General features: G+C 64.5%; 25 protein-coding genes. 7 read left to right on the top strand and 18 right to left on the bottom strand.

Features of this window, described 5'->3' with window-relative positions; genetic code table 11:
• The 4 genes from GUI70_RS01160 to fabF all read left to right on the top strand — a co-directional run bounded on the left by GUI70_RS01160 (nucleotide 1) and on the right by fabF (nucleotide 2,957).
• Nucleotides 1–459 carry a hypothetical protein gene (locus tag GUI70_RS01160; RefSeq protein ID WP_161880432.1) on the top strand — a complete coding sequence of 153 codons (459 nt, stop codon included), beginning with the start codon at nucleotides 1–3 and terminating at the stop codon, nucleotides 457–459.
• Nucleotides 456–1,211 carry a 3-oxoacyl-[acyl-carrier-protein] reductase gene (gene fabG, locus GUI70_RS01155; RefSeq protein WP_161880431.1) on the top strand — a complete coding sequence of 252 codons (756 nt, stop codon included), beginning with the start codon at nucleotides 456–458 and terminating at the stop codon, nucleotides 1,209–1,211. The genes GUI70_RS01160 and fabG overlap by 4 nt, the downstream gene beginning before the upstream one ends.
• A gap of 152 nt (nucleotides 1,212–1,363) precedes the next feature.
• The gene (gene acpP / locus GUI70_RS01150; RefSeq protein WP_161880430.1) at nucleotides 1,364–1,594 is read left to right on the top strand and encodes an acyl carrier protein; all 231 of its coding nucleotides are present in this window, start codon (nucleotides 1,364–1,366) and stop codon (nucleotides 1,592–1,594) included.
• Nucleotides 1,595–1,703: 109 nt separating this feature from the next.
• Nucleotides 1,704–2,957, top strand: a complete 1,254-nt coding sequence (fabF, locus tag GUI70_RS01145) for a beta-ketoacyl-ACP synthase II (RefSeq protein ID WP_161880429.1) — start codon at nucleotides 1,704–1,706, stop codon at nucleotides 2,955–2,957.
• A 39-nt stretch (nucleotides 2,958–2,996) separates the two neighbouring features.
• On the opposite strand, the gene GUI70_RS01140 is transcribed toward fabF, so the two are convergent.
• The 5 genes from GUI70_RS01140 to pstS form a co-directional block, all read right to left on the bottom strand.
• Complete coding sequence (locus tag GUI70_RS01140; RefSeq protein ID WP_237724621.1) at nucleotides 2,997–3,644, bottom strand: phosphate signaling complex PhoU family protein; 648 nt, start codon at nucleotides 3,642–3,644, stop codon at nucleotides 2,997–2,999.
• Nucleotides 3,645–3,765: 121 nt separating this feature from the next.
• Nucleotides 3,766–4,524 (bottom strand): phosphate ABC transporter ATP-binding protein PstB, encoded by a 759-nt coding sequence (gene pstB / locus GUI70_RS01135; RefSeq protein WP_161880428.1) that lies wholly within the window; start codon nucleotides 4,522–4,524, stop codon nucleotides 3,766–3,768.
• A 29-nt stretch (nucleotides 4,525–4,553) separates the two neighbouring features.
• Nucleotides 4,554–5,423 carry a phosphate ABC transporter permease PstA gene (gene pstA / locus GUI70_RS01130; protein WP_161880427.1) on the bottom strand — a complete coding sequence of 290 codons (870 nt, stop codon included), beginning with the start codon at nucleotides 5,421–5,423 and terminating at the stop codon, nucleotides 4,554–4,556.
• Between the two features lie 33 nt (nucleotides 5,424–5,456).
• Complete coding sequence (gene pstC / locus GUI70_RS01125) at nucleotides 5,457–6,452, bottom strand: phosphate ABC transporter permease subunit PstC (protein ID WP_161880426.1); 996 nt, start codon at nucleotides 6,450–6,452, stop codon at nucleotides 5,457–5,459.
• A gap of 159 nt (nucleotides 6,453–6,611) precedes the next feature.
• On the bottom strand, nucleotides 6,612–7,643 hold the full coding sequence (gene pstS / locus GUI70_RS01120; protein ID WP_161880425.1) for a phosphate ABC transporter substrate-binding protein PstS: 1,032 nt from the start codon (nucleotides 7,641–7,643) through the stop codon (nucleotides 6,612–6,614).
• Nucleotides 7,644–7,845: 202 nt separating this feature from the next.
• On the opposite strand from pstS, the gene GUI70_RS01115 reads away from it, so the two are divergent.
• Complete coding sequence (locus GUI70_RS01115; RefSeq protein ID WP_161880424.1) at nucleotides 7,846–8,820, top strand: MBL fold metallo-hydrolase; 975 nt, start codon at nucleotides 7,846–7,848, stop codon at nucleotides 8,818–8,820.
• Between the two features lie 67 nt (nucleotides 8,821–8,887).
• On the opposite strand, the gene secD is transcribed toward GUI70_RS01115, so the two are convergent.
• The 9 genes from secD to truD all read right to left on the bottom strand — a co-directional run bounded on the left by secD (nucleotide 8,888) and on the right by truD (nucleotide 19,136).
• Nucleotides 8,888–11,173, bottom strand: a complete 2,286-nt coding sequence (gene secD, locus GUI70_RS01110) for a protein translocase subunit SecD (protein WP_161880423.1) — start codon at nucleotides 11,171–11,173, stop codon at nucleotides 8,888–8,890.
• 62 nt (nucleotides 11,174–11,235) lie between these two features.
• A complete protein-coding gene (locus tag GUI70_RS01105; protein ID WP_161880422.1) occupies nucleotides 11,236–11,574 on the bottom strand; it encodes a hypothetical protein in 339 nt (112 codons plus the stop codon).
• Nucleotides 11,575–11,734: 160 nt separating this feature from the next.
• Nucleotides 11,735–12,586, bottom strand: a complete 852-nt coding sequence (locus GUI70_RS01100) for a carbohydrate ABC transporter permease (RefSeq protein WP_161880421.1) — start codon at nucleotides 12,584–12,586, stop codon at nucleotides 11,735–11,737.
• A 75-nt stretch (nucleotides 12,587–12,661) separates the two neighbouring features.
• Nucleotides 12,662–13,588 (bottom strand): carbohydrate ABC transporter permease, encoded by a 927-nt coding sequence (locus GUI70_RS01095; RefSeq protein ID WP_161880420.1) that lies wholly within the window; start codon nucleotides 13,586–13,588, stop codon nucleotides 12,662–12,664.
• Between the two features lie 197 nt (nucleotides 13,589–13,785).
• The gene (locus tag GUI70_RS01090) at nucleotides 13,786–15,045 is read right to left on the bottom strand and encodes an ABC transporter substrate-binding protein (RefSeq protein ID WP_161880419.1); all 1,260 of its coding nucleotides are present in this window, start codon (nucleotides 15,043–15,045) and stop codon (nucleotides 13,786–13,788) included.
• A 314-nt stretch (nucleotides 15,046–15,359) separates the two neighbouring features.
• On the bottom strand, nucleotides 15,360–17,108 hold the full coding sequence (locus GUI70_RS01085; RefSeq protein WP_161880418.1) for an ATP-binding protein: 1,749 nt from the start codon (nucleotides 17,106–17,108) through the stop codon (nucleotides 15,360–15,362).
• 60 nt (nucleotides 17,109–17,168) lie between these two features.
• A complete protein-coding gene (locus tag GUI70_RS01080) occupies nucleotides 17,169–17,642 on the bottom strand; it encodes a DUF3293 domain-containing protein (RefSeq protein ID WP_237724620.1) in 474 nt (157 codons plus the stop codon).
• Between the two features lie 22 nt (nucleotides 17,643–17,664).
• Nucleotides 17,665–18,048 (bottom strand): hypothetical protein, encoded by a 384-nt coding sequence (locus tag GUI70_RS01075; RefSeq protein ID WP_161880416.1) that lies wholly within the window; start codon nucleotides 18,046–18,048, stop codon nucleotides 17,665–17,667.
• Nucleotides 18,045–19,136, bottom strand: coding sequence for a tRNA pseudouridine(13) synthase TruD (gene truD / locus GUI70_RS01070; RefSeq protein WP_161880415.1), 1,092 nt, complete (start codon nucleotides 19,134–19,136; stop codon nucleotides 18,045–18,047). The genes GUI70_RS01075 and truD overlap by 4 nt, the downstream gene beginning before the upstream one ends.
• A gap of 442 nt (nucleotides 19,137–19,578) precedes the next feature.
• On the opposite strand from truD, the gene GUI70_RS01065 reads away from it, so the two are divergent.
• A complete protein-coding gene (locus GUI70_RS01065; protein ID WP_161880414.1) occupies nucleotides 19,579–20,148 on the top strand; it encodes a CAP domain-containing protein in 570 nt (189 codons plus the stop codon).
• Between the two features lie 76 nt (nucleotides 20,149–20,224).
• On the opposite strand, the gene GUI70_RS01060 is transcribed toward GUI70_RS01065, so the two are convergent.
• Nucleotides 20,225–20,935: an ABC transporter ATP-binding protein gene (locus tag GUI70_RS01060; RefSeq protein ID WP_161880413.1), complete on the bottom strand. Its 711-nt coding sequence runs from the start codon at nucleotides 20,933–20,935 to the stop codon at nucleotides 20,225–20,227.
• A gap of 152 nt (nucleotides 20,936–21,087) precedes the next feature.
• Between GUI70_RS01060 and GUI70_RS01055 the strand changes: the two genes are divergently transcribed.
• The gene (locus tag GUI70_RS01055) at nucleotides 21,088–21,735 is read left to right on the top strand and encodes a GNAT family N-acetyltransferase (protein ID WP_161880412.1); all 648 of its coding nucleotides are present in this window, start codon (nucleotides 21,088–21,090) and stop codon (nucleotides 21,733–21,735) included.
• 8 nt (nucleotides 21,736–21,743) lie between these two features.
• Here the strand turns inward: GUI70_RS01055 and GUI70_RS01050 are convergent, their stop codons facing one another.
• The 3 genes from GUI70_RS01050 to GUI70_RS01040 form a co-directional block, all read right to left on the bottom strand.
• Nucleotides 21,744–22,538, bottom strand: a complete 795-nt coding sequence (locus GUI70_RS01050) for an ABC transporter ATP-binding protein (protein WP_161880411.1) — start codon at nucleotides 22,536–22,538, stop codon at nucleotides 21,744–21,746.
• 16 nt (nucleotides 22,539–22,554) lie between these two features.
• Nucleotides 22,555–23,502, bottom strand: coding sequence for a branched-chain amino acid ABC transporter permease (locus GUI70_RS01045; RefSeq protein WP_161880410.1), 948 nt, complete (start codon nucleotides 23,500–23,502; stop codon nucleotides 22,555–22,557).
• Nucleotides 23,503–23,998: 496 nt separating this feature from the next.
• On the bottom strand, nucleotides 23,999–24,973 hold the full coding sequence (locus GUI70_RS01040) for a branched-chain amino acid ABC transporter permease (RefSeq protein ID WP_161880409.1): 975 nt from the start codon (nucleotides 24,971–24,973) through the stop codon (nucleotides 23,999–24,001).
• Nucleotides 24,974–25,057: the final 84 nt, after the last annotated feature.

Genomic DNA, 25,057 nt, shown 5'->3' with positions numbered 1-25,057 from the left:
GTGAAAAAACTTGTCCCGGCGATTCCGGTGGCTGGAGCGGCCACCGCGTGCAGCCGGGAAGTCGGGTTCAAACCGGTTCCCGTTTCCTTTGCCGCCCATCCCAGCGTGCTGCGCGGAGCGTGGAGCGCTGACGTCTCGGCCAGCCAGGCATTGAAGCTGCAACTGACCGCCACCGACGACACGACCCGTCAGTACCAGGTGTCGGGAACCGGCAGTCTGGGCAGCGAGGCGCTGACGGTGTCGGGCAGCGTGGCGGGCGGGTCATATCATAGCTACTTGAAAGCTCAGCTCATGCCGGCTCCGGAAATGGCGCAACTGACGTTGCAGCGCTCGGGCCTGGCCGACTTGAAGTTGAGGTGTTTCGCCTACGGCAACGACGCGGTTTCTTTTCGCTGGGCCTGGCAGTGCTCGTTTCCAGACACATCTACCTCATTCAAGCTCACCAAAGAGGCCTCATGACCAACCTCCATTCCACCCAACGCGTCGCCCTTGTCACCGGAGCCGGGCGGGGTCTCGGCAAAGCGATGGCCCTCAAGCTGGCCGGTGACGGCTTTGCGGTGGCTGTCCACTACGGGCGCAGCAGCCAGGAAGCCGAGGCCCTCGCCAGTCAGATTCGCGTTTCGGGCGGCGTTGCCCAGACTTTCATGGCCGACCTCTCGCTGCCGGCCAACGCGGGCAAACTGGTCGAAGACGTGGCGGCCCAGATGGGCGGGCTGCATGTGCTGGTCAACAACGCCGGAATCACCCGTGACGGCCTGGCCATCCGTATGAAAGACGAGGACTGGGACGCCGTGATTCAGACCAATCTCAGCAGCGCTTTTGCCGCCTGCCGGGCCGCCATCAAGATCATGATGCGCGCCCGTGCTGGGCGCATCATTAACGTGTCCAGCGTGGTAGGGCTGATGGGCAACCCCGGTCAGGCCAACTACGTGGCCAGCAAGGCAGGCCTGATCGGGCTGACCAAGGCGCTCGCCAAGGAGTACGGCGGGCGCAACATCACCGTGAACGCCCTGGCCCCCGGCTTCATCGCCTCCGACATGACCAATGCCTTGAGTGAAACGCAGAAAGCGGGCTATGTGGCCGCCATTCCGCTGGGCCGCCTGGGACAGCCGGAAGACGTGGCCGCGCTGGTGGGCTTCCTCGCCTCCGACGCGGCGGGCTACATCACCGGGCAGGTCATCGGGGTGGACGGCGGGCTGTACCCGCACTGAACCTGTACCCGCATTTTGCAGGGAGGCAGCCCGCATAATGGGCAACTCCAGGCTTCTTCTCTGATTTAGACTCGGCGCTGGCTTCTTCCTCCGGTTGCCCGGCCCGTGTAGACTGTCGCAAGCTGAAAGCACACCACTCTGGAGGAACTAGCATGGATACTTACGAACAAGTCAAGAACGTGATTGTGGACAAGCTCGGCGTTGAGGCCGACAAGGTCACCCCCGAGGCCCGCTTCGTCGAGGACCTCGGCGCGGACAGCCTGGAGACCGTCGAGCTGATCATGGGCCTGGAAGACCAGTTCGGCGTGACCATCAGTGACGAGGCCGCCGAGAACATCCGCACGGTGCAGGCCGCCGTGGACTACATCGGCAGCCAGCAGTAAGGCTGAGGCCACACACCCCGGGCCGGGGGAAATCGGGGGCGGATGCGGAGAGCCGCGTTCGCCCCCGATTCTGGTTCACCCCGGTAAGCGGGCAGCAAGGTTGGAGGACATGACGATGGACATCAAACGAGTGGTCATCACCGGACTGGGACCGGTCAGCCCGATTGGCCTGGGGGCCAGCACCTTCGCCGCGGCGCAGCGGGCGGGCAAGAGCGGCGTCGGCCCGATTACCCATTTCGACGCCAGCATGTGCCGGGCGCAGATCGCTGGAGAGGTTCACGACGACCTCAGTCCCTACATCGAGGCGCGGGAAGGCAAGAAGCTCGACCGCTATGTGCAACTGGCGCTGGCTGCCGCTGAGCTGGCCGTGAAGGATAGCGGTTTCAGCAAGGAAGATCTGGCAGGCGAGCGCACCGGCACGCTGGTTGGCAGCGGCATCGGCGGCATGAAGACCTTCGAGGACCAGGCCAAGCTGATGGTGGAGCGCGGTCCCTCGCGCATCAGCCCGCTGTTCATTCCGATGATGATTGCCAACATGGCCACCGGGCACGTCGCCATGCGCTTCGGTGCCACCGGGCCGAGTAGCACGGTGGTCACCGCCTGCGCCACCGGCTCGGGCGCGATCGGCGACGCCTCGCGCATCATTCAGCTCGGCCTGGCCGACGTGATGCTGGCGGGCGGCGCGGAAGCGGCCATCACGGGACTGAGCATTGGCGGCTTTGGCAACATGCATGCCCTGACCGCCTCGCACAACAATGATCCCGAGCGCGCCAGCCGACCGTTTGCCGCTAGCCGAGACGGCTTCGTGCTGGGCGAGGGCGGCGCGGTGGTGGTGCTCGAAGAACTGGAACACGCCAAGAAGCGCGGCGCGACCATTTATGCCGAGGTGGTCGGCTACGGCACGTCCGCCGACGCCTACCACATCACCATGCCCGCGCCGGAAGGCCGGGGCGCGCAGATCGCCATGCGTCAGGCGCTCAAGTCGGGCGGCGTGAACCCCGAGCAGGTCGGCTACATCAATGCGCACGGCACCTCCACTCCGGCCAACGACCTCAATGAGACGCTGGCGATCAAGAGCGTTTACGGCGACCATGCCTACAAGCTGGCGATCAGCAGCACCAAGTCCATGACCGGGCACCTGCTGGGCGCGGCAGGAGCGATGGAAGCCATTGCGGTGGCCCAGGCGCTGCACGACGGTATTCTGCCGCCGACCATCAATCTGGCGGGCGACCTCGACCCCGAACTCGATCTGGACTTCATTCCCGAGGGGGCCAGGGAGCAGCGGGTGGACTACGCCATGAGCAACTCATTTGCCTTCGGCGGCCAGAACGCGGTGCTGGTGTTCAAGCGCTGGGCCGAGTAAAAATCGATTCGGGAGCAGGCCAGGGCGACCAGGTTTGGTTCAGTCCCCGGCCTGCAACATGTTGGCTTCCAGCCGCTCGGCCACGTTGACCACATGGTCACCCAGCCGCTCCAGGCTGCGGGCCATCCGGGTGGCGGTCAGCGCCGCGCCGATGTCTTCCGGGTTTTCCAGAATGCGCGTCAGTGAGGCGCGTTGAAGTTGCTCGTAGAGGGCGTCGACCTGCTCGGAGTCGAGCCGCATCACATCCCTGACTCCGGCCAGGTCACGCTCGGCGAAGGCGTAGGCCAGCCGCTCCAACATGCTGCTGAGCAAGCGCGCCATCGGCAACACGTCTTGCAGCGCCGCCGTCTGGGCCAGCGGTTCGAGCGCTTCCAGATCGCGTCCGACCTGCCGCCCGTAGTCGCCGACCCGCTCCAGATCGGCCAGGCTGCGAAACACCATCACGTAAAAGTGCAGCTCGGTCTCGGTCAGGGGCCGGGCCAGGGCGCTGAGGCACAGTTCCTCGAGTTCGTCTTCCAGCAGGTCGGTCTCGCGCTCCAGTTCGGCGGTGCGGCTCGCCAGGCCCGCGAACGCGCCACGACTCACCGCGCCCTGCAAGAGTGACATCTGCTCGAGCGTGATGCTGAGCATCCGCAGAAAGCGGGCAGTGAGTTGCGCCCGGGTGGGGGTGTGGGGGCTGATGGTCATGAAACTCAGTCTGCCTTGCCTGGGTGAAGGGGATGTCATGAACGGGCGGCGAGGTGGTTTAGAAACCGGCAAGAAGAGCGAGGCCAAATGGTCTCGCTCCAGAGGAAGACTGCGGTTCAGTTTAGCCGAAGCGGCCCGTGACATACGCCTCGGTGCGCTCGTCGCGCGGCGAGGTGAAGATCTGGTCAGTCTGGCCGTGCTCGACGAGGTCGCCGTTGAGGAAGAAGCTGGTGGTGTCCGAGACGCGGGCGGCCTGGTGCATGTTGTGGGTCACGATGATGATGGTTGTGACCTTTTTGAGTTCGGTCATCAGGTCCTCGATCTTGGCGGTGCTGGCCGGGTCGAGTGCCGAGGTCGGCTCGTCCATCAGCAGGATTTCCGGCTCGACGGCCAGGGCGCGGGCGATGCACAGCCGCTGCTGCTGCCCACCCGACAGCCCGGTGGCGGGCGACTTGAGGCGGTCTTTGACCTCGTCCCACAGCGCCCCGCCGCGCAAGGAGCGCTCGGCGATTTCCATCAGGGCCCGCTGATCGCGCATTCCGGCCAGCTTGAGGCCGCTCACCACGTTGTCGAAGACGCTCATGGTGGGAAAGGGATTGGGTTTTTGAAACACCATGCCCACTCGGCGGCGCACCTCCACCGGATCGATGCCGCTGGAATAGATGTCTTGGCCGTCGAGCAGAATCTGGCCTTCCACCCGTGCGCCGGGCGTCAAATCATGCATCCGGTTGATGGCGCGCAGGAAGGTGGTCTTGCCGCAGCCCGAAGGGCCAATCAGGGCGTTGACGCTGCCCTTTTCGACGTTCAGGTTGACCTGTTTGACAGCCTGTTTGCTGCCGTAATAGATATCGACGTTGCTGGCGGTGAGAAGCTGGGTCATGGAGAGTCCTCTGGGGGGAGCTTTGAGGGCTAGCGGCGCGGCCGGTTGGCGAAGCGCGCCAGCAGCGAGGTCACGAAGATAAGGGTGATCAGCAAGAGCGCTCCGGCCTGGGCCAGCCGCTGGTTTTCGTCGTAGGCGCTGGTGGCCCCGATGTAGATTTGCAGCGGCAGGGCGCTGGTGGGTTGCAATGGATTGAGGTTGACCAGATTGCTGCCAAACGCTGTGAACAGTAGCGGGGCAGCCTCACCCGCCACGCGGGCCAGCGCCAGCATCAGCCCGGTGATGATGCCGCCACTGGCGGCGGGCAGCACGATGCTCAGAATGACTTTCCACTGCGGCAGGCCGAGCGCCAGCCCCGCCTCGCGCACCGAGAGCGGTACCAGCTTGAGCACTTCCTCGGTGGTCCGCACGACAATCGGCACCATCAGCAGACCCAGCGCGATGCCGCCCGCCATGGCGCTGAAATGCCCCATTGGTTTGACCACCAGCGCATACACGACCAGGCCCATCACGATGGCGGGAATGCCGCTGAGCACGTCGCTGAGCATCCGGATGGTGGGCATCAGGCGGTGACGCGGGAACTCGGCCAGGAAGATGCCGCCCGCCACGCCCACCACGACGCCCAGCACAGCGGCCATCGCCAGAATCAGCAGCGAGCCGGTAATGGCGTTGGCCCAGCCGCCCCCTGCCTCGCCCTCGGGGGCGGGGTTCTTGAGAAAGAAATCGAGGTTGAGTGCTCCGACGCCCTTGATCAGCAGAAAACCGAAAATCAGGATCAGCGGGGCCACCACCAGGGCCGTGCCGAGGCCGATCATGACGCCCATCAGGGCATTCTTGGATTTGCGGCCACGGCTCAGGCCGCCTCGGGTCAGTTGCGGGGTCAGGTGTGACACGGCCATCTCACGAACTCCTTTTCAGTAGTGGCGTGGGCATCACAGCCCCTTCGGCGTCATCCGCAAGATGATGCTGCGGGCAATCAGGTTCACAAACACGCTGACGAAGAAGAGGGTCAGGCCCAGGCCCACCACGCTGGCGCGCTGCAACCCTTCGCGGGCGTCGCCGAACTGGTTGGCGATCATCGAGGCCATCGTCGCGGTCGGCGACCAGATGCTCTTGATGATCTCGGGGGTGTTGCCGATGACCATCGCCACCGCCAATGTTTCGCCCAGCGCCCGACCCAGCGCCAGAATGACCCCGCCCATAATGCCCGCGCGGGCATACGGCAAGATCGCCAGGCTGATGACTTCCCATTTGGTCGCGCCCAGCGCATACATGGCCTCGCGCTGATCGGCAGGCACCAGCCGGATGACGTCGCGGGCCACCGAGGCGGTGAACGGCAAAATCATGATGGCGAGAATGGTGACAGCCAGCAAAAAGCCCAGGCCAGTGGGCACCTGCGGCATGAAGAAGCAGGGCAGTGAGGTTTTATTACTGTTGAACAGCTCGATGCAGTGGCCAGTCAGGTCCGGGTTGCTGGTATACAGCCACAGCTGCACCTGCTGAAACAGCGGCTTGAGTGCAAAGAGCGCCCACAACCCGTAGACCACGCTCGGTACGGCGGCCAGCAGTTCAACCAGGTAGCCCACCGGATTCGCCAGCCACTTGGGGGCGTACTCGGCCACGAAGAGGGCCGAGGCAATCGCCAGCGGCACACTGATCAGCAGGGCCAGAAAGCTGGTCAGCAGTGTGCCCATCACCAGGCTCAGCGCGCCGTACTCGCTGGTCACCGGGTTCCAGACGTTGGTGGTCAGAAAGCCCAGGCCGAACTCCTGGATGGCGGGCCACGACTGCTGGCCCAGCAGCACGATGCTCAGCACGAAGGTCAGGGCGATGATCAGTGACAGGCCGATGATGACCGTGCGGAAGATGCCGTCACCTCTGGAACTGAGACGCGGCAGCTTCACTTTTCTGGGGAGCGTTTCATTCATGCGTGGCCTTTGAGGCGCGTGGTAAGGGCGCGTGAAAGTATTTCACCTGCTGGGTGTCAGGGCCAGGTCAGCTTGAGCAAAAAGTCACGGTCTGGTGGCCCCGTCAAAATCGGAGCGCCCCGAAAAGAGCGCCCCGCGTGGAAGGTCAGGTGATTGAGATCAGAGCTTCGCGCCGCCGTAGGTCACGCTGTTCAGAATGGTCTTGGCTTTATTGACCACATTGGCGGGCAGCTTGGCGTAATCGAGCGGCTCGTTGTACTGCTGCCCCGCCCCGACCATCCAGTTCAGCAGGTTCTTGAACTCTTTGGCCTGGGCCTGGGTGCGGTTGCCGTACTTCTGGTCCTGGTAGAAGATGACGTAGGTGAAGCTGGAGATCGGGTACGCGCCCGCGTTGGCGCTGTTGGTGATGCTGACGCGGGTGTCGGCGGGAATGACTACACCCTGGGCGGCCAGCGCGGCGGGGCCGTTGTCGGGCACGATGAACTTGCCCGCGTGGTTTTGTACCGAGCCGAACAGCAGCTTGTTCTGCTTGGCGTAGGTCAGTTCGACGTAGCCGATGGAGCCGGGGGTGCTTTTCACGATTCCGGCCACGCCGTCGTTGCCCTTGCCACCCACCCCTACCGGCCACTGCACGCTGTTGGCGCTGCCGACCTTGGTCTTCCACTCGGTGCTGATCTTGCTGAGGTAATCGGTAAACACGGCGGTGGTGCCGGAGCCGTCGGAGCGGCGGGCCACCGTGATCGGCAGCGCGGGCAGCGTGACGTCGGGGTTGAGCTTCTTGATGGCCGGATCGTTCCACAGCTTGACTTTGCCCAGGTAGATGTCGGCCAGCAGCGGGCCGGTGAACTGGAGCTGGGTGGTCACGCCGGGGACGTTGTAGGAGGCCACCACTGCGCCGATGGCGGTGGGAATGTGCAGCAGCTTGCCCGGAGCGGTCTTCATGGTCTCGTCGCTCATGGGGTTGTCGCTGGCTCCGAAGTCCACGGTGCGGGCGATGATCTGCTGCTGGCCCGCGCCGGAGCCGACGGACTGGTAGTTCACGTCGGTGTTGTTGGTCTTCTTGTACTCGGCGAACATCTTGGTGTAGAGCGGGTAGACGAACGAGCTGCCCGCGCCGGTAATCGTTTCGGCAGAGGCGGCAGCGGCGGTCAGGGTCACCAGGCCGAGGCCCAGGGTCAGGAGCTTCTTCATGCCTCACACTCTGCTGGCCATTTGTCAGCCCCAGGTCACTGGCGGGTCATGGTTTTGTCAGCTCATGACGAGGGTGCTGCTTTGCCCAAGAGCGGGAAGAGGAAAATGGGTTCGGTCGGTGTCGTGTCAGGCCTGGGCACAATTCGGGCAGGGGCGCCCAGCAATTTTGCACCGGGTCCAAGAAGGAGTGCTAGCCTGGGTCATGACCACTGCCGCCCACCCGCCCGCGCTGCATCACCTGGGCGGCACCCTCTACGCCGCCCAGATTCCGATTCCTCTGCCGATGAAAACCGTGACGGTGCTGATTGACCTCGCGCCGCCCGTGACCCTGATTGACACCAGCATCCACACGCCTGAGGCCCAGCAAGCGCTGGAAGGCGCGCTCAGCGAACTGGGACTGCACTGGCCCGACATCGAGCGCGTCATCGTGACCCATATTCACCCGGACCACTACGGTCTGGCCGGGCTGATCGAGGAGCGCAGCGGCGCGTCGGTGCAGCTGCTGGAGCAGTCCATTCAGCAAGAATGGCTCTGGTCAGACTGGAACACGCATTTGCCCGCTCAGCACCGCTTCTTTGCGGAGCATGGGGCGCCGCCGGAGTTCGGTGTCGGTGAAGCGCAGACCGCCGAGTGGGTGCGCCCCGCCGTCCGCCTGATGCCGTTGCTGGAAGGGCAATCGGTGCCGCTGTCGGGAGCCGAGTGGCAGGTGCTGTGGTTGCCGGGGCACGCTGACGGCCATCTGGGGCTGTGGCAACCCGAAACGCAAACGCTGATTGCGGGCGACGCCATTTTGCCGCGCATCACCCCCAACATTGGCTTGTACGTGGACGGGCGGCCCGATCCGCTGGGCGACTACTTCGCCACGCTCGAAAAGCTGCAGGCACTCAACCCGGTGCGAGCGGTGGTGGGCCACCACGGGCCGGTGATGGAGGGCGTGGCGGCGCGGGCGCGGGACATCAGCGAGCACCACCTGGAGCGCCTGGACGAGTTGCTGGCCGCCGTGCGCGAGCGGCCACGCCACGCTTACGATCTGAGCTTCGTGCTGTTTGCCCGCGAGTTGCCGCTCACGGGTCGGCGTTTCGCCGTGGCCGAGACGCTGGCCCACGCCGAGTATCTGCGGCTGGGCGGCGCGATTGACCGCAGCCTGGAAAACGGTGTCTGGGTGTATCACGCCTGAAGCGCCGGAGCAGGCAGCAGAAAAGGCGGGCCAGCTTTTCAGCCGCCCGCCTTGAATTTGAGGAGGTTTACTTCGTGGTCGGTGTCGCTGCGCCGGCCACGGCCTTCTTGCCCATGCGCTCTTCGAGCAGTACCACCATCGGGGCCACGATGTAGATGCTGGAATAGGTGCCGATCAGGATGCCCACGATCAAGGCAATCGAGAAGTCGCGCAGCACCGGGCCGCCGAAGATCAGCAAGCTGAACAGCGGCAGCATGGTGCTCACCGAGGTCATGACCGTGCGTGAGAGCGTCTGGTTGATCGAGATGTTGACGATCTCGCGGTAGCTCTTGCCGCGCAGCAGCTTCAGGTTCTCGCGGATGCGGTCCGAGACGATGATCGAATCGTTGAGCGAGTAACCGATGAGGGTCAGGAGTGCGGCCACCGAGGCAATATTGAATTCCAGCCGGGCGACGGCGTACAGGCCCATCACGATGGCCACGTCGTGCAGCACGGCGATGATGGAACCGAAGCCCATCACGAAGTCGAAGCGGAACCACACGTACACCAGAATCAGACCCAGGCCCACCAGCACGGCGTAGATGGTCTGCTGGGTGAGGTCTGCGCCCACCGACGGTGACACCGTCTCGGTCTGCCCGACCTGGCCGCCCGGCAGCGCATTGATCTTGGCGCTGATGGCCTTGACCTGATCGCTGTCGAGCTGCGGCACCTTGATGGTGTAGGTGACGCCGCTGGTGGTGGCGCTGAGTTCGCGCTGAATGCTGGTGCTCTGCCCGGTCACAGTGGGCACCCCTGCGCTGGTCACAGCAGTCCGCATCTGCTCGGTAGTGGTGCTGGGCGCGGCCTTGGCGGTGATGCTGGTGCCGGAAACGAAATCGACGCCGAAGTTCAGGCCCTTGACACCCACGAAAATCGCGCCCGCGATGGCCAGCAGAATGCTTGCGGTGGTGATGTAAGGAGCCGCCTTGATGAAGTCCACTCTGGGCACGCCGATGCGAAACGGCGCTTTGAAGTCGCGCTTGTTGGCCAGCGCGTAGAGCATCCACTTGGCGAACACCAGATTGGAAAAGGCCGAGGCCACCACGCCGATGATGAGCGTGACGGCAAAGCCCTTGACCGGTCCCGAGGCGTAGTTGTAAAGCGCCAGCGCCGAGAGCAAGTGCGAGGCGTTCACGTCCAGAATGGTGAGGGTGGAGTGCTCGTAACCCACGTTGATGGCGTTTTTCAGGCCCTTGCCCCGGCCCATTTCCTCCTTGATGCGCTCGAAGGAAATCACGTTGCCGTCGACCGCCGCGCCGATGGTCAGCACCAGTCCGGCGATGCCCGGCAGGGTCAGGGTGGCCCCGAAGCCGCCGAGCAGGCCCAGGATGGTCACCGAGCTGAACAGCAAGCCCAGCGCCCCGACCAGCCCGAACCAGAAGCCGTAGTAGAAAAACAGCATGCAGAAGACGGCGGCAATCCCCACCAGTGCAGCAATCGCGCCGCTGCGGATGGCGTCTGCGCCCAGCGTCGGCCCGATGGCGCGCTCCTCGTCGACCTTGATCTTGATCGGCAGTGAGCCGGACTTGAGGACCAGCGCCAGGTTGGTGGCATCCTCAGAGGTGAAGCTGCCGGTGATCTGGAAGTTGTTGTAGAGCGCCGACTGGATGGTCGCCACCGATTTGATCTGGCCGTCGAGCACCACCGCCATCGACTTCTGGACGTTGCGGCCCGTGAAGTCGCCAAAGGACTTGGCGTCCTTGGGGTTGACGTTGACATTGACCTGCCAGACGCTGGGCCGCTGCTGATCAATGCCCGCCGTCGCGCCCGAGACGATGCCGCCGGTGGCCTCGACGGGGCCTAGGTCGGAGAGCTTGTAGCCGAGCGACGCCGGGTTGCGCTGCAATTCTGCCGGGTCCTGCTTGGCTCCCGGCTTGACGATATGAAAGTCGAGCTTGGCCTGCTGCTTGACGATCTGACGGGCGCTGTCTTGCACGGCGGGGGTGGCTCCGGGAATTTCCACGACCACCCGTTTGCCGCCCGACACCGTCACGGTGGGTTCGGTGACGCCCAGCGTATTGATGCGGTTTTCGATGATGGTCTTGACCTGCTCGAGCTGGTCTTTGGTGGCGACGCCCGTTTCCGGCGAGAGCGACATCCGCAGCCCGCCTTCGAGGTCGAGGCCCAGGGTAATGAACTTGAAGTTGCTGCCCCACAACTCGCCGGGATGCTCGCGGTGCTGCCAGGGCCGCCAGATAAAGGCGATACTCAGCAGCAGCACGGCGAAGATGGCGAGGGTGGTAGTCAGGGCGTTGCGCCGCTGCGGCGCGGCCTTCTTGCGGCGCACAGGCCGTTTGGGGGTGTTGAATGTCATGCAGGCTCCGGAAACATTAGGAAAGGGCACAGGAGAACGGGGGCAGCGGGCGGTGTGGGCGCTCAGCCACCGTCGGTCTGCTGCCGCCCCAGCGCCGTCAGGTCCGGCGTCCCTGCTGGCCGCTGCGCGCCTCCCAGCAGCACTTCCGTGCGCCGAAGTACTGGCAGGGCCACCTCCGGCACCGCATCCGGCGCGCTCAGCAGGCCCGGCCCCGGCGTGGGCGCGGGCATGGCCCGCAGTTCCGGCAGCGCCGTCTGCCCCGCCGACATCAGGGTGCGCGGTCCTTCCGGATGCGTGACCTGATTGCCCCACACCGCCATCAGCGAGAAGGCGGCGATCAGCCCCGGCCACAGCTTCAGGAAGCGGGCCAGCACGGGGGAGAGGAGCAGGGTCTTCTTCATCTTCTTAATGGTCGGTCAGCAGATTACTATAGCAGCGCTGAGCTGACGCTGTTCTGGCGCAGGTGACCAAGTCGCCGGACAATTCAGCGGGGAAATCTAGCCGCCGCAAAAAGGAGCCGAGCACTTGGCCCGGCTCCTGCAAGGTGCAGCTTCTCTGGCGTTAGCCCTTGACCGCGCCTGCCGTGAGGCCCGAGACGATGTTGCGCTGGAACACCAGCACCAGGATGATCAGCGGCACCGTCACCACGATGCTGGCGGCCATGATCTGGCCCCAGGGCTGATCGAACTGGGTGGCTCCCGAGTAGTTGGCGATGACCACCGGCACCGTGCGCTTGGTGCTGGTGAAGGTCAGGGCGAACAGGTACTCGTTCCAGGCGTTGATGAAGGCCAGCAGGCCGGTCGTGACCAGGGCAGGCATCATCACCGGAAACAGCACCCGGAACAAAGTCTGGAGCGGCGAGGCCCCATCGACCAGTGCGGCTTCTTCCAGCTCGCCGGGAATGTCGCGCACGAAGGAGGTCAGCACCCACACCGTGAAGGGAATGGTGAAGATCAGGTAGCTGAGAATCAGGCCGCCGGGGTTGTTGTAGAGATTCAGCGAATTGATCAGGGTATACAGACCGCCGAGCACCGCGATCTGCGGAAAGACGCTGACCGCCAGCACGATGTAGAGAATGGCCGACTTGAACTTGAACTTGAATCTTCCCAGCGCGTAGGCAGCGAAACTGCCAAACAGCAGGGCGATGGCCACCGCGCCGACGGCGGTGATGAGACTGTAGAGCAGACCCAGCCGGAAGTTGGGATTGGCGAACACGTCGGCGTAGTTGCCCAGCGTGGACGGCGCGGTCATGAACTGGAGCGGCTGCAAGAACAGATCGCCCGCTTTGCGAAAGCTGGTCAGCACCGCCCACAAAAACGGCACGAGCAGATACAGTGTGATCACGACCACCAGCACGTAAAAGCCGACGCGCTGGAGGTAATACAAAGTCGGGTTGGTGCGTTTCAGATACATGGCTGCTCCCCTCTGCTCAGTCGTCCGGTGTACAGTTGCCCGTTATTCAATCGAACTCGGCCAAACGAAATCGGCTCAGTCGAACTTCACGCGGAAGGCGGTCACGTAAACGACCACGATCACCATGATGATGATGAAGATGGCAATCGAGACGGCGCTGCCCAGGCCGAGCAACTGGTTGTCGATCAGCGCCTGCCGGGCGTAGGCGGTCATCGAGAGCCGCGCCGCCGAGACGTTGCCGACCATCACCGACATGATGTCGAAAACGCGCAGGGCGTCCAGGCTGCGAAACACCAGTGCCACCAGCAGCGCCGGGCGTAGCAGCGGCAGGGTCATACGCCAGAACTGCGTCCACTTGCTCGCGCCGTCCATGTCGGCGGCCTCGTACATGTCGCTCGGCAGGCTTTGCAGACCCGCCAGAATCAGCAGTGCCATGAACGAGGTGGTTTTCCAGACGTCCACCGCGATCATGGCCCAGATCGAACTGGTGGGATTGGCCAGCAGCGCCGTGCCGCCCAGCAGGCCGCGCCCGATCAGCCCGAACGAATCGTTGTACATGTAGGCCCACATCTGTGCCGAGACGACAGTCGGAATGGCCCAGGGCACCAGCATGGCGGTTCTGAGAAAGGCCCGGCCCGGGAAAGCGCTGTTGACCACCAGCGCGATGATCATGCCGAAGACCGTTTCCAGGAACACCGACACCACGGTAAACAGCAGCGTGTTCGACACCGCGCCCCACCATTTGGGGTCTTGTAAAAAGCCCAGCGCCACGCCCTCGTCGGTGGTAAACCAGAAATTGCCCAGCCCCAGGAAGGTGCGCTGATCCGGCGAGGTGAGGTTGGCATCGAACATCGAGAAGAAGATGGTGCGGTACAGGGGATACCCGGCGACCAGCACGATGGCGATCATGGTGGGTAAGATCAGCCAGATGGCCTGCCGGGCACGCGCGGCCTCGATGCCTCGCTGCCGGACCGGCGCTGCCGTGGTCTTGATGGTGGTCATGTGGGGCCTCCTGTGGAAATCGTGGAGCGGTGCTTGCCGGGGGGCAGGTGCGGGCGAGCCGTCTGAGCGCTGGAAGATGTCTGGGAGGCTCAGTCTAGCGTCAGTTGGGCATCAGGTTGCCAAACCAAAAAGTGGGGAACGTCCACGAATTCTGGACGTTCCCCATCAGACCCAGCGGCAGGGGTCTGGGTGAACGCTTACCAGCCGCGACCCTTGATGCGGGCCAGGTCGGTGCTCAGCTGCGCCACGGCGGCGGTGCCGGTCATCTTCTTGTTCAGCACGTCGCTGACGGCGGTGCTGAACGCCTGCGAGACCTGGTTGTACTTGCCTTTGGTGGGGCCGGAGGGACGTGCCACAGCGTTGGTAAAGACGCTCAGCAGGCTGCCGAAGAAGGGGTTGGCCTTCAGGATGTCCTTGTCCTGGTACAGCGCGCTGATGGTGGGGTTGTAGGCCCCCTCGATGGCGCGGATCTTCTGCTCGGCGGGGCCGGTTAGGTAGCGCACCAATTCGATGGACGCGGCCTGATTCTTGGAGTACATACTGACGCCGAGCTGCCAGCCGCCGAGGGTCGCGGCGGGGCTGCCACCGGGGCCTGCAGGCAGCGGGGCCACGCCGATATTGCCCTTGACCTTGCTGTCCTCACCCTGACCGAGCGCCCAGGCGTAGGGCCAGTTGCGCATGAAGGCGGCGTTGCCCGACTGGAAGATGCCGCGAGCGGGTTCCTCGTCGTAGGTGGTGACGCCCTTGGGGCTGACGGTGCCGACCCAGCTCGCCGCAGCGTTGAGTGCAGCGGCCGCACGGGGGTTGTTGATGGTGATCTTGCCCGCGTCGTCCACGATCGCGCCGCCGCCGAACGAGGCGACCCATTCCAGCGCGTCGCAGGTCAGGCCCTCGTAGTTCTTGCCCTGGAAGACGTAGCCGGCAAAGGCCTTGTTGGTCTTCTGCTCACCGGCCTGGATCTTGCTGGCCATGGCGGCCAGTTCAGCCCAGGTCTTGGGGGCAGCCGAGTAGCCGTACTTCTTCATCAGGTCGGTGCGGTAGTACAGCAGGCCCGCGTCGGTAAACCAGGGCATGGCCACCAGCTTGCCGTTGACGGTATCGGCGGCGATGATGCCCTTGAAGTTGGCATTGACCTCGGCGGCAGGGATCTTGCCCTTGAGGTCCACGAAGTGCTGCGAGAGCAGGCCGGGCCACACCACGTCGAGCTGGTAGACGTCGATGTCGCTGCTCTTGGCGGCGAGCTGCTGCTGGTAGAGGCCCAGGCGGTCGTTGGTCAGGTTGGGGCTTTCGAAGACCTTGACGGTGTTGCCGGTCTTCTTGGCCCAGCGCGCCGCGCCGTCTTTGCAAAGCTGGAGTTCCTGACCGACGGAGCCGCAGGCGAGCGTGACGGTGACGGCCTGCGCCGATCCGAAGGCGGCGACAGTGGTAAGGGCGAGCAACATGGCGGGTTTCTTCATGTATTCCTCCGTGTGGAGTCGCCACCTTTGCAGAGCCTGCCTGGGAAGGTCATGGTCTGTGTGCGGAAGCGCTTCCACGTTTGAGCGTTTGGTAGAGGAAGAGTACACCCCAGGCTCCGGCTTGTCAATGTGATGAGCGCCGCTGGGGCGCGTTCGGCACGGTGTTGAGGGCACAGTGAGAGGTAGGGTCAGGAGGCCATCAGGAGGCAGCGGACCCGGCGCTGGGTGAAGAGAAACTTAAGACTGACCCTGGCCCGTTGCGCCCGCCGTGCGAGTGTTTGCCCTCAGTGCAGGGCGGCTCGAACCGGAGTGCTTTACATTTCGGGGAGGTGGTAGCGGACGCGCGGTCCCCGGCCCACCTTGCGAAGCTGCCCGGCCAGACTCAGGCGGCGCAGCACCCGCCAGGCACTCTGGGCGTTCAGATCGCCCTCGTTACGCAGATCGCGGTTGCACACGCCTTCCGGACGGCAGGCCAGGGCCAGGGCCAGCTGCTCCAGCGCGGCCCGGCTCAGGGCCGCCTGTCGCATCACCGGCGCTGGCTCCGGCCCAGACCTGGAGGCTGGTCTGGACGACCTGGAGAGGGCTGCCGACTCCGGCCCGCTTTGCTCCGCTCCGAAGTTGCTGGGCCTGGAGCGGCCCGGTTGTTGCTCGCGTAGCGCGGCCAGCGACCGCGCCGAGAGGCGGTTGATGCGCTCCCGGCCCATGCGTTCCGAGACGATCAAACCGCGCTCCTCCATCATGCCGAGAAGCCTCGGCGTACGGTCTTCAGGCAGTTGCAGAGCGCGGGCGAGCTGGGCGCGGCTGGCCTGGCCTTCTCGCCCCAGCAGCGAGAGCACGATCAGCATGTCCAGCGACAGGGTCTGCATCTCCTCTTGCTTGCGGGCCACGAAACGCACGAACGGCGCGTTGAAGCCGGGGTTGTGCAGGCTCAGGCTCACCGCGTCGGGGTAGGTCAGGTACTCGGGCGGCTCCTTGCCGCAGCGCAGCATCATGGCGTACATCTTGTCCACCCCCACCCCGGCCCGTTCGACCAGGCCGAGCCGGGCCAACGCCTCGGCTAGCAGCGGATTGCGGCGCTTGGGTTGGTGGCGCAGGATATTGGCCGCCGTGATGCCGCCACTCAGGCCGCCGGGATTCATGATGTCCAGCCGGTCTGGGTAATGGTGCACATGCACCACGTCGCGCAACTGGTAATCGCGGTGGGTCAGGGCATTGAGCAGCGCCTCGCGGTAGACCGCCTCGTCATGGTCCCAGACTTCGATCCGAAAGAGGCCCACCTGCACCGGTGTGAAGCTGTTGCGCGCCTGAATCAGCTCCGATAAGCGGGCCAGCGCCGCCGTGAGCGGGCGCAGCAGGTCCTCTCTGAACTGAAATTCCACGTCGCTCTCGGCGTGGTGGTAGTAGCAGACCTCGGCTTGCGGCAGGTGCGCCCGCAGCGCGCGCTCAGTTCCGGCCAGTAGAATCCCGGCGATGGTGGGGCGCAGTTCCTGAGCCGCGCCGCTCGGCACGATCAGCCCCAGTGCCTGGAGAAAATCGAGATCGGCCAGTTGCGAGAGTGCGCCCCGGTGCGAGATCGAGCGCAGCCGGGCCACTTCCAACGGATCGAGGTCGGCCAGGCTGGCCGTCACCGGCACGCTGGCGGTGTAATCCTGCTGGGCGCTGATCGGAGCCTCGGCAGGCGAGACCGGCACGAAGGTCTGACCGTTCCAGCCGCTGACCGAGCCATCGGGGGCCGAAAGCAGGTAGAGCGCCTGCGGCACATAGATGCTCAGCGCCGCTTGACCCGCGTCGGTCTGGGCGCGCTCCACGTTGACGCTCAGCCGCCCGCCACTGAGGGCGAAAATGGCGTGGGTGACCTGCAGGGGGTGCAGTTCGGCGCTGCCCTCGCCCGCCTCGACTTGAATGACGCCGCCGCGTGTATTGGCCAGTGCCACTGCGTAGCGCGCCAACTCGTCGGGCGTCACCCCGGCGCTGAGGTGAATCTGTGCTGGGAGGGGCTGGGCTGACACCGGCTGGGCTGGCAGGCTCTCCGGGACCGCAGCGGGCGGGGTGGGCGGGGTCATGGGCGAGCAGTATACCCGCACCGTCCAGTTTGCTGACGTGCCGGGTCGGCGGCAATCGGCTCAGGGTGGTCCACTCGGCCGATCAGGGACCAGCCAGCGTCGCTCCAGGCGCAGGCCCGCGCCGCTGCTCAAGTCGCTCTTGAGATCACCCTCACACCACACCAGCGCGGCCCGCTGGCCGACGCCCCACAGCACGGCTGCCTGCCCAAAGAGCTGGCCCAGCCGGGCAGCCCGCCGCAGCCCCAGTCCCGGCACGATCAGGCTCGGCTCAGCCCACTTGCCCTCGCCGTTGACCCCCTCCACTAGCGGCCAATCCGTCAGGGCAGCACGCAGCAGCAGCTGCGCTTCGGCGTTGCTGGCCGGGTCTCGCCGCTGGCCCTGTGGATTCCAGGCGGTCAGAATGGCCCAGCGCTGCCCCGGTGCGGTCCATGACGGTCCCGGTCCTGGCCGTTGGCGCAGGCGCAGGCGCTCACCAGCGGTGCCGTAACGGGTGTCCAGAAAGGCCCGGCGCAGCGCCGGATTGGGGTGGGCCACCACCTTCAAGTCTGGCGGAAGCTCAGCGGGTCGCTGCCGTCACCATGGCGTCCACGGCGATCAGGTCGGTCTGCCCGAAGCGCAGCAGTACCTTGACGCGCTTGCCCGGCTTGAAGGTGCCGCCCAGCACCACCCGGTAGGCGCTGCTCTGCGAGATGGTCATTGGCCCGCTCAGCGGAATCTCCTTGACCACCTGGCAGCGTGGCGCGCACCGCAGCAACTTGGCGTGTCCCGCGTCCGCCCAGACGCCGGTGAGGCTCGGCGCGTTGCCCGGCAGCAGGTGGGCTTCGAGCAGCACGCCGCCGAAGGTGGGCCGCAGGGTGGCCGAGTCGGCGCTGGGCGCGGCAACGCTCCAGCTGCCCAGCACGCCACCGAGCAGCAGCGCGCGCAGGAGGGGAGGTTTCACCCGGCGTCTCCAGCATTGTCTTCGTCGCTGGGGTCAGTCTCGTCGGGGTCGTCTGCTAGGCCCGGCGCGTCCACGTCCGTCTTCATCAGTTCGCGCAGCACCGAGGTCGCGAAGCTGCCCTTGGGCAGGGCGAAACTGACCGTGTAGCCGTCGTCTTCGGGCTGCAGCTGGGCGTCTTCCATGAAGATGCGGATGAGACGGCGGTCGCCCTTGCGAGACGCAAAGACTTCAGGCGTCAAACCGAACTCGCCCAGCACTTCCAGTTCCAGCGCGCCCGCGTCCAGGGTCAGCGGCTTGGTTTTGCGGCCGAACAGCGTGCCGGTGGCGCTGACCTCGCCCCGCTCGGCACGCGGCGACTCGGCCTGGGCATCTTCGACCAGAAAGACCCCGCCGGTATCGCGCTTCTTGGCCATATCGCCGCTGAGCAGTTGATCAAACAGCCCGCGCTCCAGCCGCAGACTGACCGTGCGGTTGAACACTGCGCTCTGCACGCTGCTGCTCAGAAAGCGCCGCACCTGGGGATCGCGCAGTTCCGATTCGCCGCGCAGCACTTTCAAGCCCTCCTCGGCATTCAGTCCGCCGAGGCCGAAGCGCTGCGGGCCGAAGTAGTTGGGCAGCCCCAGGCGGCCCAGCAGGTCCAGGGTGGCCTGCGCCTGCCCGGCTGTGCCTGCCGCGCCGCGCACCCTCACCGTGAAGCGGTTGCCACGCAGGTGGCCCAGCCCCAGCTTGTTGGTGTGGCGGCTGGCCTTCAGAATCCGCACGCCCTCCAGCTGGAAGTCACCCAGCCGCGACTCGAACTTGGCCGGGAGGCTGATCCACTGCCGGGTCACGGCGTGGCGGTCTTTGAGGCCCGCGATGCCCAGATCCCTGGTCTTGACGCCGAGTTGCCGGGTGAGTTCGCGGGCCAGATGGGCGGTCGTGTGGCCGACTTTCTCCAAGTGCAGGTAGAGGTGATCGCCGCTGCCGGAGGGCAGATAGGTGGGGCGCTCCTCGACCACGAAATCCTCGGGCCGCGAGCGCAGCACGCCGCCGCTGCCGGGGGTGGGAGTCAAGGCGCGCAGGGCTGCCCAGGAAAAGATCAGGTTCACAAGATCTCCACCATACTCCCGACCGGCATGAGAGGCGCGAGGTGAGGGTCAATCGGCTCGGCAGATGAGGCCAGCGCTACAACTCTTACAAAGTCTGAAAAGCTGCTCTGGGCGCAGTAAAACCCACTCGAAAACGGCGCTCTGTCTTTCCCCAGAAATCTCAGACTCGATGAGAAATCACTCATAAACCGATATGAAAGCGAATTTTTCGGCTCGCCACCTTCACCTTTGGCCTGCTGTCGTCTTCTTCGCCACGTTTGGCAAGTCTGCCGCTACCGTGCTGGACGGCGTCGTCATGGCATTGATCACCACCTGGTGCACGAAGGCCACTGCATCTCACCGAAAGGTGAGGGAGCCGCAAGGGACGAATTTCTACTCTAGGACCAAGAACAGTCCCGCTTTCCTCTTCTTTCTTCCTCGTTGCCCCCTCTGGAGATATCCCATGACGCGTCCTTTAATGGTTCTGACCCTCGGCTTTTTCGCCCTCGCCCTGACCGCCTGCGGAGGAGCCAATCTGCCCGCCGCGCTGGGCAGCAACGAGGTGTCGGGCGGCCTGACGGCCAGCAGCAACAAGGACGCCGGACCGCAGGACATGACGGCAGAAGAGCGCATGGTGCTGGAGCAGACCAACCAGGCCCGCGCCAAAGCCCGCACCTGCGGCGATCAGTCGTTCGCGGCAGCAGGTCCGCTGACCTGGAACGGCTACCTCGCCAAGTCGGCCCGCGCCCACTCGCAGGACATGGCCAGCAAGTCGTACTTCAGCCACGTCGGTCCGGACGGCAGCACCCTGGTCACGCGCAACGAGGCAGCGGGCTACGGCAGCTGGCAGGAACTCGGTGAGAACATCGCGGCGGGCTACGCCATCGCCGCCGTCGTGCAGGGCTGGATCGACAGCCCCTCGCACTGCAAGACCCTGATGGACCCCAAGTACAAGGAACTCGGTGCGGGCTACATCTACCAGCAGGGTGCTCAATACGGCACCTACTGGACCCAGGAGTTCGGCACGCGCTGAAGCATTGAGAGGGGCAGGGCAGCGCGGGGGCCAGGGATAGTTTCTTCCCTGGCCCCCGTGCTCGATCTGTCAAGCGTCAGCCGCCCAGGTAGGCGTGCAGCACCCGCTCGTCGCCCACCAGATCGCTCGACAGCCCGCTGAAGGTCACCTGTCCGGCTTCCATGACGTAAGTACGGTGGCTACTTTGCATCGCCAGCCGGGCGTTTTGCTCGACCAGCAAGATGGTGACGCCCTGGGCGTTGAGTTCCTTGATGATGGCGAAGATTTCCAGGACGATAATCGGTGCGAGGCCTAGGCTCGGTTCGTCGAGCAACAGCAGCTTGGGGCGGCTCATCAGTGCCCGGGCGATGGCCAGCATCTGCTGCTCACCGCCCGACAGCGTGCCCGCCAGCTGGTTGCGCCGCTCGCCCAGACGCGGGAAGCGCTCGAACATCCGCCTGACGTCGGCCTGAATGCTTGCCGTATCCTTACGGATGTACGCGCCGAGTTCGAGATTGTCGGCGATGCTTTGGCGCGCGAGCACCTGCCGACCTTCGGGACTCTGGGCGATGCCGTAGCGCACCACCGCGTCGGGCGCGGCGCGCGTCAGGTCGTGGCCGTCGAACATCAGGCTACCGCTGCGGGCCTTGAGCATCCTTGAGATGGCCCGCAGGGTGGTGGTCTTGCCCGCGCCGTTCGCGCCGATGAGGGTGACGATCTCACCGGCCTCGACGGTCAAGGACAGATCGCGCACGGCCTGAATCGCGCCGTAGTTGACGCTGAGGTTGATCAGTTCTAGGAGAGGCAAGGGAAGGCTCCTTTCGGGTGGGCGTGTGGAGAAGACGGAGGGGAGGGGACGGGTTCTTCGCGCTGCCTGCGGAGGGCTAACCGCGTACTGAAGGCTGTGATACGCCGTTTGACGCATGGCTTGTCTGGACTTCCCCGTGTTCTGATGCTGTCATGTCCACCACGCTCTACCCACCGCTCAATCTCAGGATCATCACGCCCAAGCTGGAGCTGCATGGAGCGACCGACGAACTGCTGGCCCAGCTGCTTCCCATCGTTCGTAAGGGCGTGGTCGCAGGGCCACTTGATCCGTTCGATGATCCCATGTCTTTATACGAGGACAATCCGGTGCGTGAAAGGAAGTGGCTCCAGGCCATCTGGCGCGGGCGCGGCACTGTCAGTCCCGGTTCCTGGCGCTTGTACTTTGTGGTCATGCTGGACGGACAGGCCGTGGGCATGCAGGACTTAATAGGCGTGGATTTCGACACCTGCCGAACCGTCGCCAGCTTTTCCTGGCTGGCTCCGGGCATTCGGCGACAAGGTCTGGGGCGTGAGATGCGCGCGGCTATTCTTCACCTCGCTTTCGAAGGCCTCGGAGCGGCGGAAGCGGCCAGTGAAGCGTTCTTCGATAACCCGGCGTCCAACCGCGTGTCCGGGAGCATGGGCTACCAACCGAACGGCAGCAACTGGGCCACCCGGCGCGGCGAGCCAGCCGTGTTGAACCGCTGGCGTCTCGGGCGAGGCGACTGGGCACAGAATCGCCGCAGCGATATCGAACTGATCGGTGTGGAGGCCTGCAAAGCCGTGTTGTACATCAAATAAACCCATGCTCACGACCCCAGGTACGCCTCGATCACCTTGGGGTCGCGCTGCACGCTGGCCGGGTCGCCCACCGCGATCAGCTCGCCGAAATTGAGCACCGCCACCCGGTCACACAGATTCATGACCAGTGGAACGTGGTGCTCGATGACCATCACGGTGAGGTCGAAGCGGTCGCGCACTTCGCGGATGAAGCTGGTCAGGGCGCTTTTCTCGGCGGTGTTCATGCCCGCCGCCGGTTCGTCGAGCAAGAGGGCGCGCGGCTGGGTCGCCAGGGCGCGGGCAATTTCGAGCCGCCGCTGGTCGCCGTAGCTGAAATTGGCCGCCTGCTCGCCTGCCCGGTCACTCAGGCCCACCAGATCGAGCAGTTCCCAGGCGCGCAGATTGACCCGGCGCTCCTCGGCCCGGTCGCGGCCAAACACCCCGGCCCACAATCCGGCGCGGGTGCGGGCGTGCTGGGCGATTTTGACGTTTTCGAGCGCCGAGAGCGGCCCGAACAGCCGGATGTTCTGGAAGGTGCGACTGATGCCCGACTCGGCGATCTGGTGCGGCGCGAGGCCGGTCATCGTCTGGTCGCCGAAGCGCAGCGAGCCGCTGCTCGGCGGGGTCAGGCCGGTCATCAGGTTAAACAGGGTGGTCTTGCCCGCGCCGTTGGGGCCGATCAATCCGAAGATCTCGCCACGGCGCACCTGAAACGATACGTCGCCCACCGCCACCAGACCGCCGAACCTGCGGGTCAGGTGCTGGGCGTCGAGCAGCACCGGGGCGTCTTGCGCCGCGTTCTTGGGGGGAGCAGAGTCGCTCATGTGGTCTCCATAGTGTTCACGTCGTCTCCGACGTGTACGGCGGCCCGGACGGTCCCTCGCTGAGTGGTGGGGGGGTGGGCCGGGTCGGGGGCCGGGGTTTGGGGCTGAGGCTGCCCACGATGCCCTGCGGCAGATACAAGCTGACCACCACCAGCACCAGCCCGTTGATGACCAGCCGCCAGTCCGCGAGGCCGCGCAGCACTTCCGGCAGTGCCGAGAGCAGCGCGCCGCCCACCAGCGGTCCCCACATGCTGCGGCTGCCGCCGATCAGCACGTAGGCCAGGTAGGCGATCGAGGCGTCGAAGGTGCCCTGCTTGGCGTTCCAGACATTGAGAAACGGCGCACTCATCGAACCGACGATACCCGCCAGCACCGCGCCGATGACGAAGGCCAGCACCTTGTAGCGCGTTGGCGACACGCCCATCGCCCCCGCCGCCAGTTCGTCCTCGCGGATGGCCCGGAACGCCCGGCCCGTGCGCGACTTGGAGAGCTGCCGGAAGAAGATCAGCGTGACCACGAGGAGCGGCAAGAACAACCACAAATATTGCCAGCGGTCCACGAAGCCGAAACTCTGCGGAATGCCAAAGATGCCCGTCGCGCCGCCGGTGATGCTCAGGTTGAGTGATAGCACCCGCAGAATCTCGACGAAGGCGATAGTCGCCAGCGCCAGATAAATGCCGCGCAGCCGCAGCGCGGGCACACCTACGATGACGCCCAGCAGTGCACAGGCCAGTGCCGCGAGCAGCCAGGTCAGTGGGTAGATGCCGTAGCCGAGCGTATCTCGCCAACTGGCGAAGGCCGGATTGGTCAGCATGATGGCGGCGATGTAGCCGCCCAGCGCATAAAAGCCCGGACTCGCCAGCGAGAGCTGCCCGGCCATCAGCGGCGCGTACAGGCTCAGGCCCAGCAGCCCTTGCTGAAGCATGGTGGCGATGAGAAAGCCGTACTGTTGCAGAAATTCCATGCAAGTCCTTTGAGGAACTGGAAGGTAGGGAGTGGGCAAGGGGATCGTCAGGTAGTCAGACGTGTGAGGTTTTAGAATGAACGTTCTGTTTTACTTTTCGGTACAAGCCATCCCTACTGGCCAATCATCTAAAATGAAAAAAGCGTACTACTCTCTAACGTGCAACGCTATTGGATTTCTCCTGTGTTGCCTGGATATCAAGCAAGTGCCTCAATTCATCCAAAGCCTATTGACCGTCGTATTATCCTTTACTACTCTGATCATCAATAAAAATCGAAATGGGACAGTGGATCTAGGGAGTGACTCGAAGTCTGCTAAAGTCCAATCTCTATTTTACTCGATATTGCAACATTACTGCTCCTCGAGTATAGTAATGCTGGGTTAGCCAATTTTATTTCGACTTGGGTCATTGGTAATGGAATTGGGCTGGTGCTGATCGGTATAATCGGAAAGTTGAAAATTAGGCGGCTTCAATAATTTGCCGTAATCAACATCCTTATACCTTCTGAATCTGTGCCCGGCCCAGGAGACCCTGGGGACGCACCAGCAAGATGATAAACAGCAGCGCGAAGGCCACCGCTTCCTTGTAAGCGCTGTACTCGGCGGGCACGAAAGCCTCGGCCAGCCCGATGACCAGCCCGCCCACCACCGCGCCGGGAATGCTGCCCAGCCCGCCCAGCACGATCACGGCCAGTCCCTTGAGGCCGTAGGTGACGCCGAAGTACGGCCCGGCGATCCCAAACGAACTGCCCACCAAAGTGCCGGCCAGCCCGCCCAACAGTCCTGCCAGAAAGAAGGTGATGACGATGAACCTGTCCACGCTGATGCCCAGCAAGGACGCCGTGCCGGGGTTCTCGGCCACCGCCCGCAGCGCCTTGCCGATACGGGTGCGCCCGATGACGAGGCCCAGGATCAGCAGCAAGACCATGCTGACGGCGAAGATAATGACCTGTACGGTGCGGATGATGATGACTTTGTCGCCCAGGTGAAACAGGAGCGCGGACGGTAGGTCGCCGTAGATGCCTTCGGGAAACGAGTAGCTCTCCGCGCCCACCAGAATCTGAATCAGGTTGACGATGACCAGCGCCACGCCCAGCGAGCTGACCAGCGCCAGCAGCGGATCGGCCCCGCGCGTTCGCATGGGCCGGAAGGCCAGCCGCTCGATGATCACCCCCACCACCCCCGCCAGCAGCGAGCCGATCAGAGCTGAGAGGGCAAACCCCCAGGCGCTTCCGGCCAGCGGCGAGCCGTTCGGAAAGAGGTTGAGACCGCGCAGCAGGCCGTTATTCTCGAACTGCCCGGAGATCAGGGTGTAGGTGAAATACGCTCCCAGCGTGAACACGGCTCCGTGCGCGAAATTGATGATGCCCAGAATCGAGAAGATGAGGGTGTAGCCCAGCGCGAAGATGGCGTAGACGCTGCCGATCGCCAGGCCGTTGAGAATATTTTGCAACAAGCTGCTCAGTTCCAAGGCGAAGCACTCCTCTGCGTCAAAAAATCGAGAAAGGACCAGCCGCGTGGGACAAAGCGGGCGGCTGATCCTTTCGGGTTCAGG

Origin of the sequence: Deinococcus alpinitundrae (assembly GCF_009982895.1) — a bacterium.
Classification (GTDB): Bacteria; Deinococcota; Deinococci; order Deinococcales; family Deinococcaceae; genus Deinococcus; species Deinococcus alpinitundrae.
The sequence above is the reverse complement of the archived record's forward strand: the minus strand, read 5'-3'. Positions and strand labels throughout refer to the sequence as shown.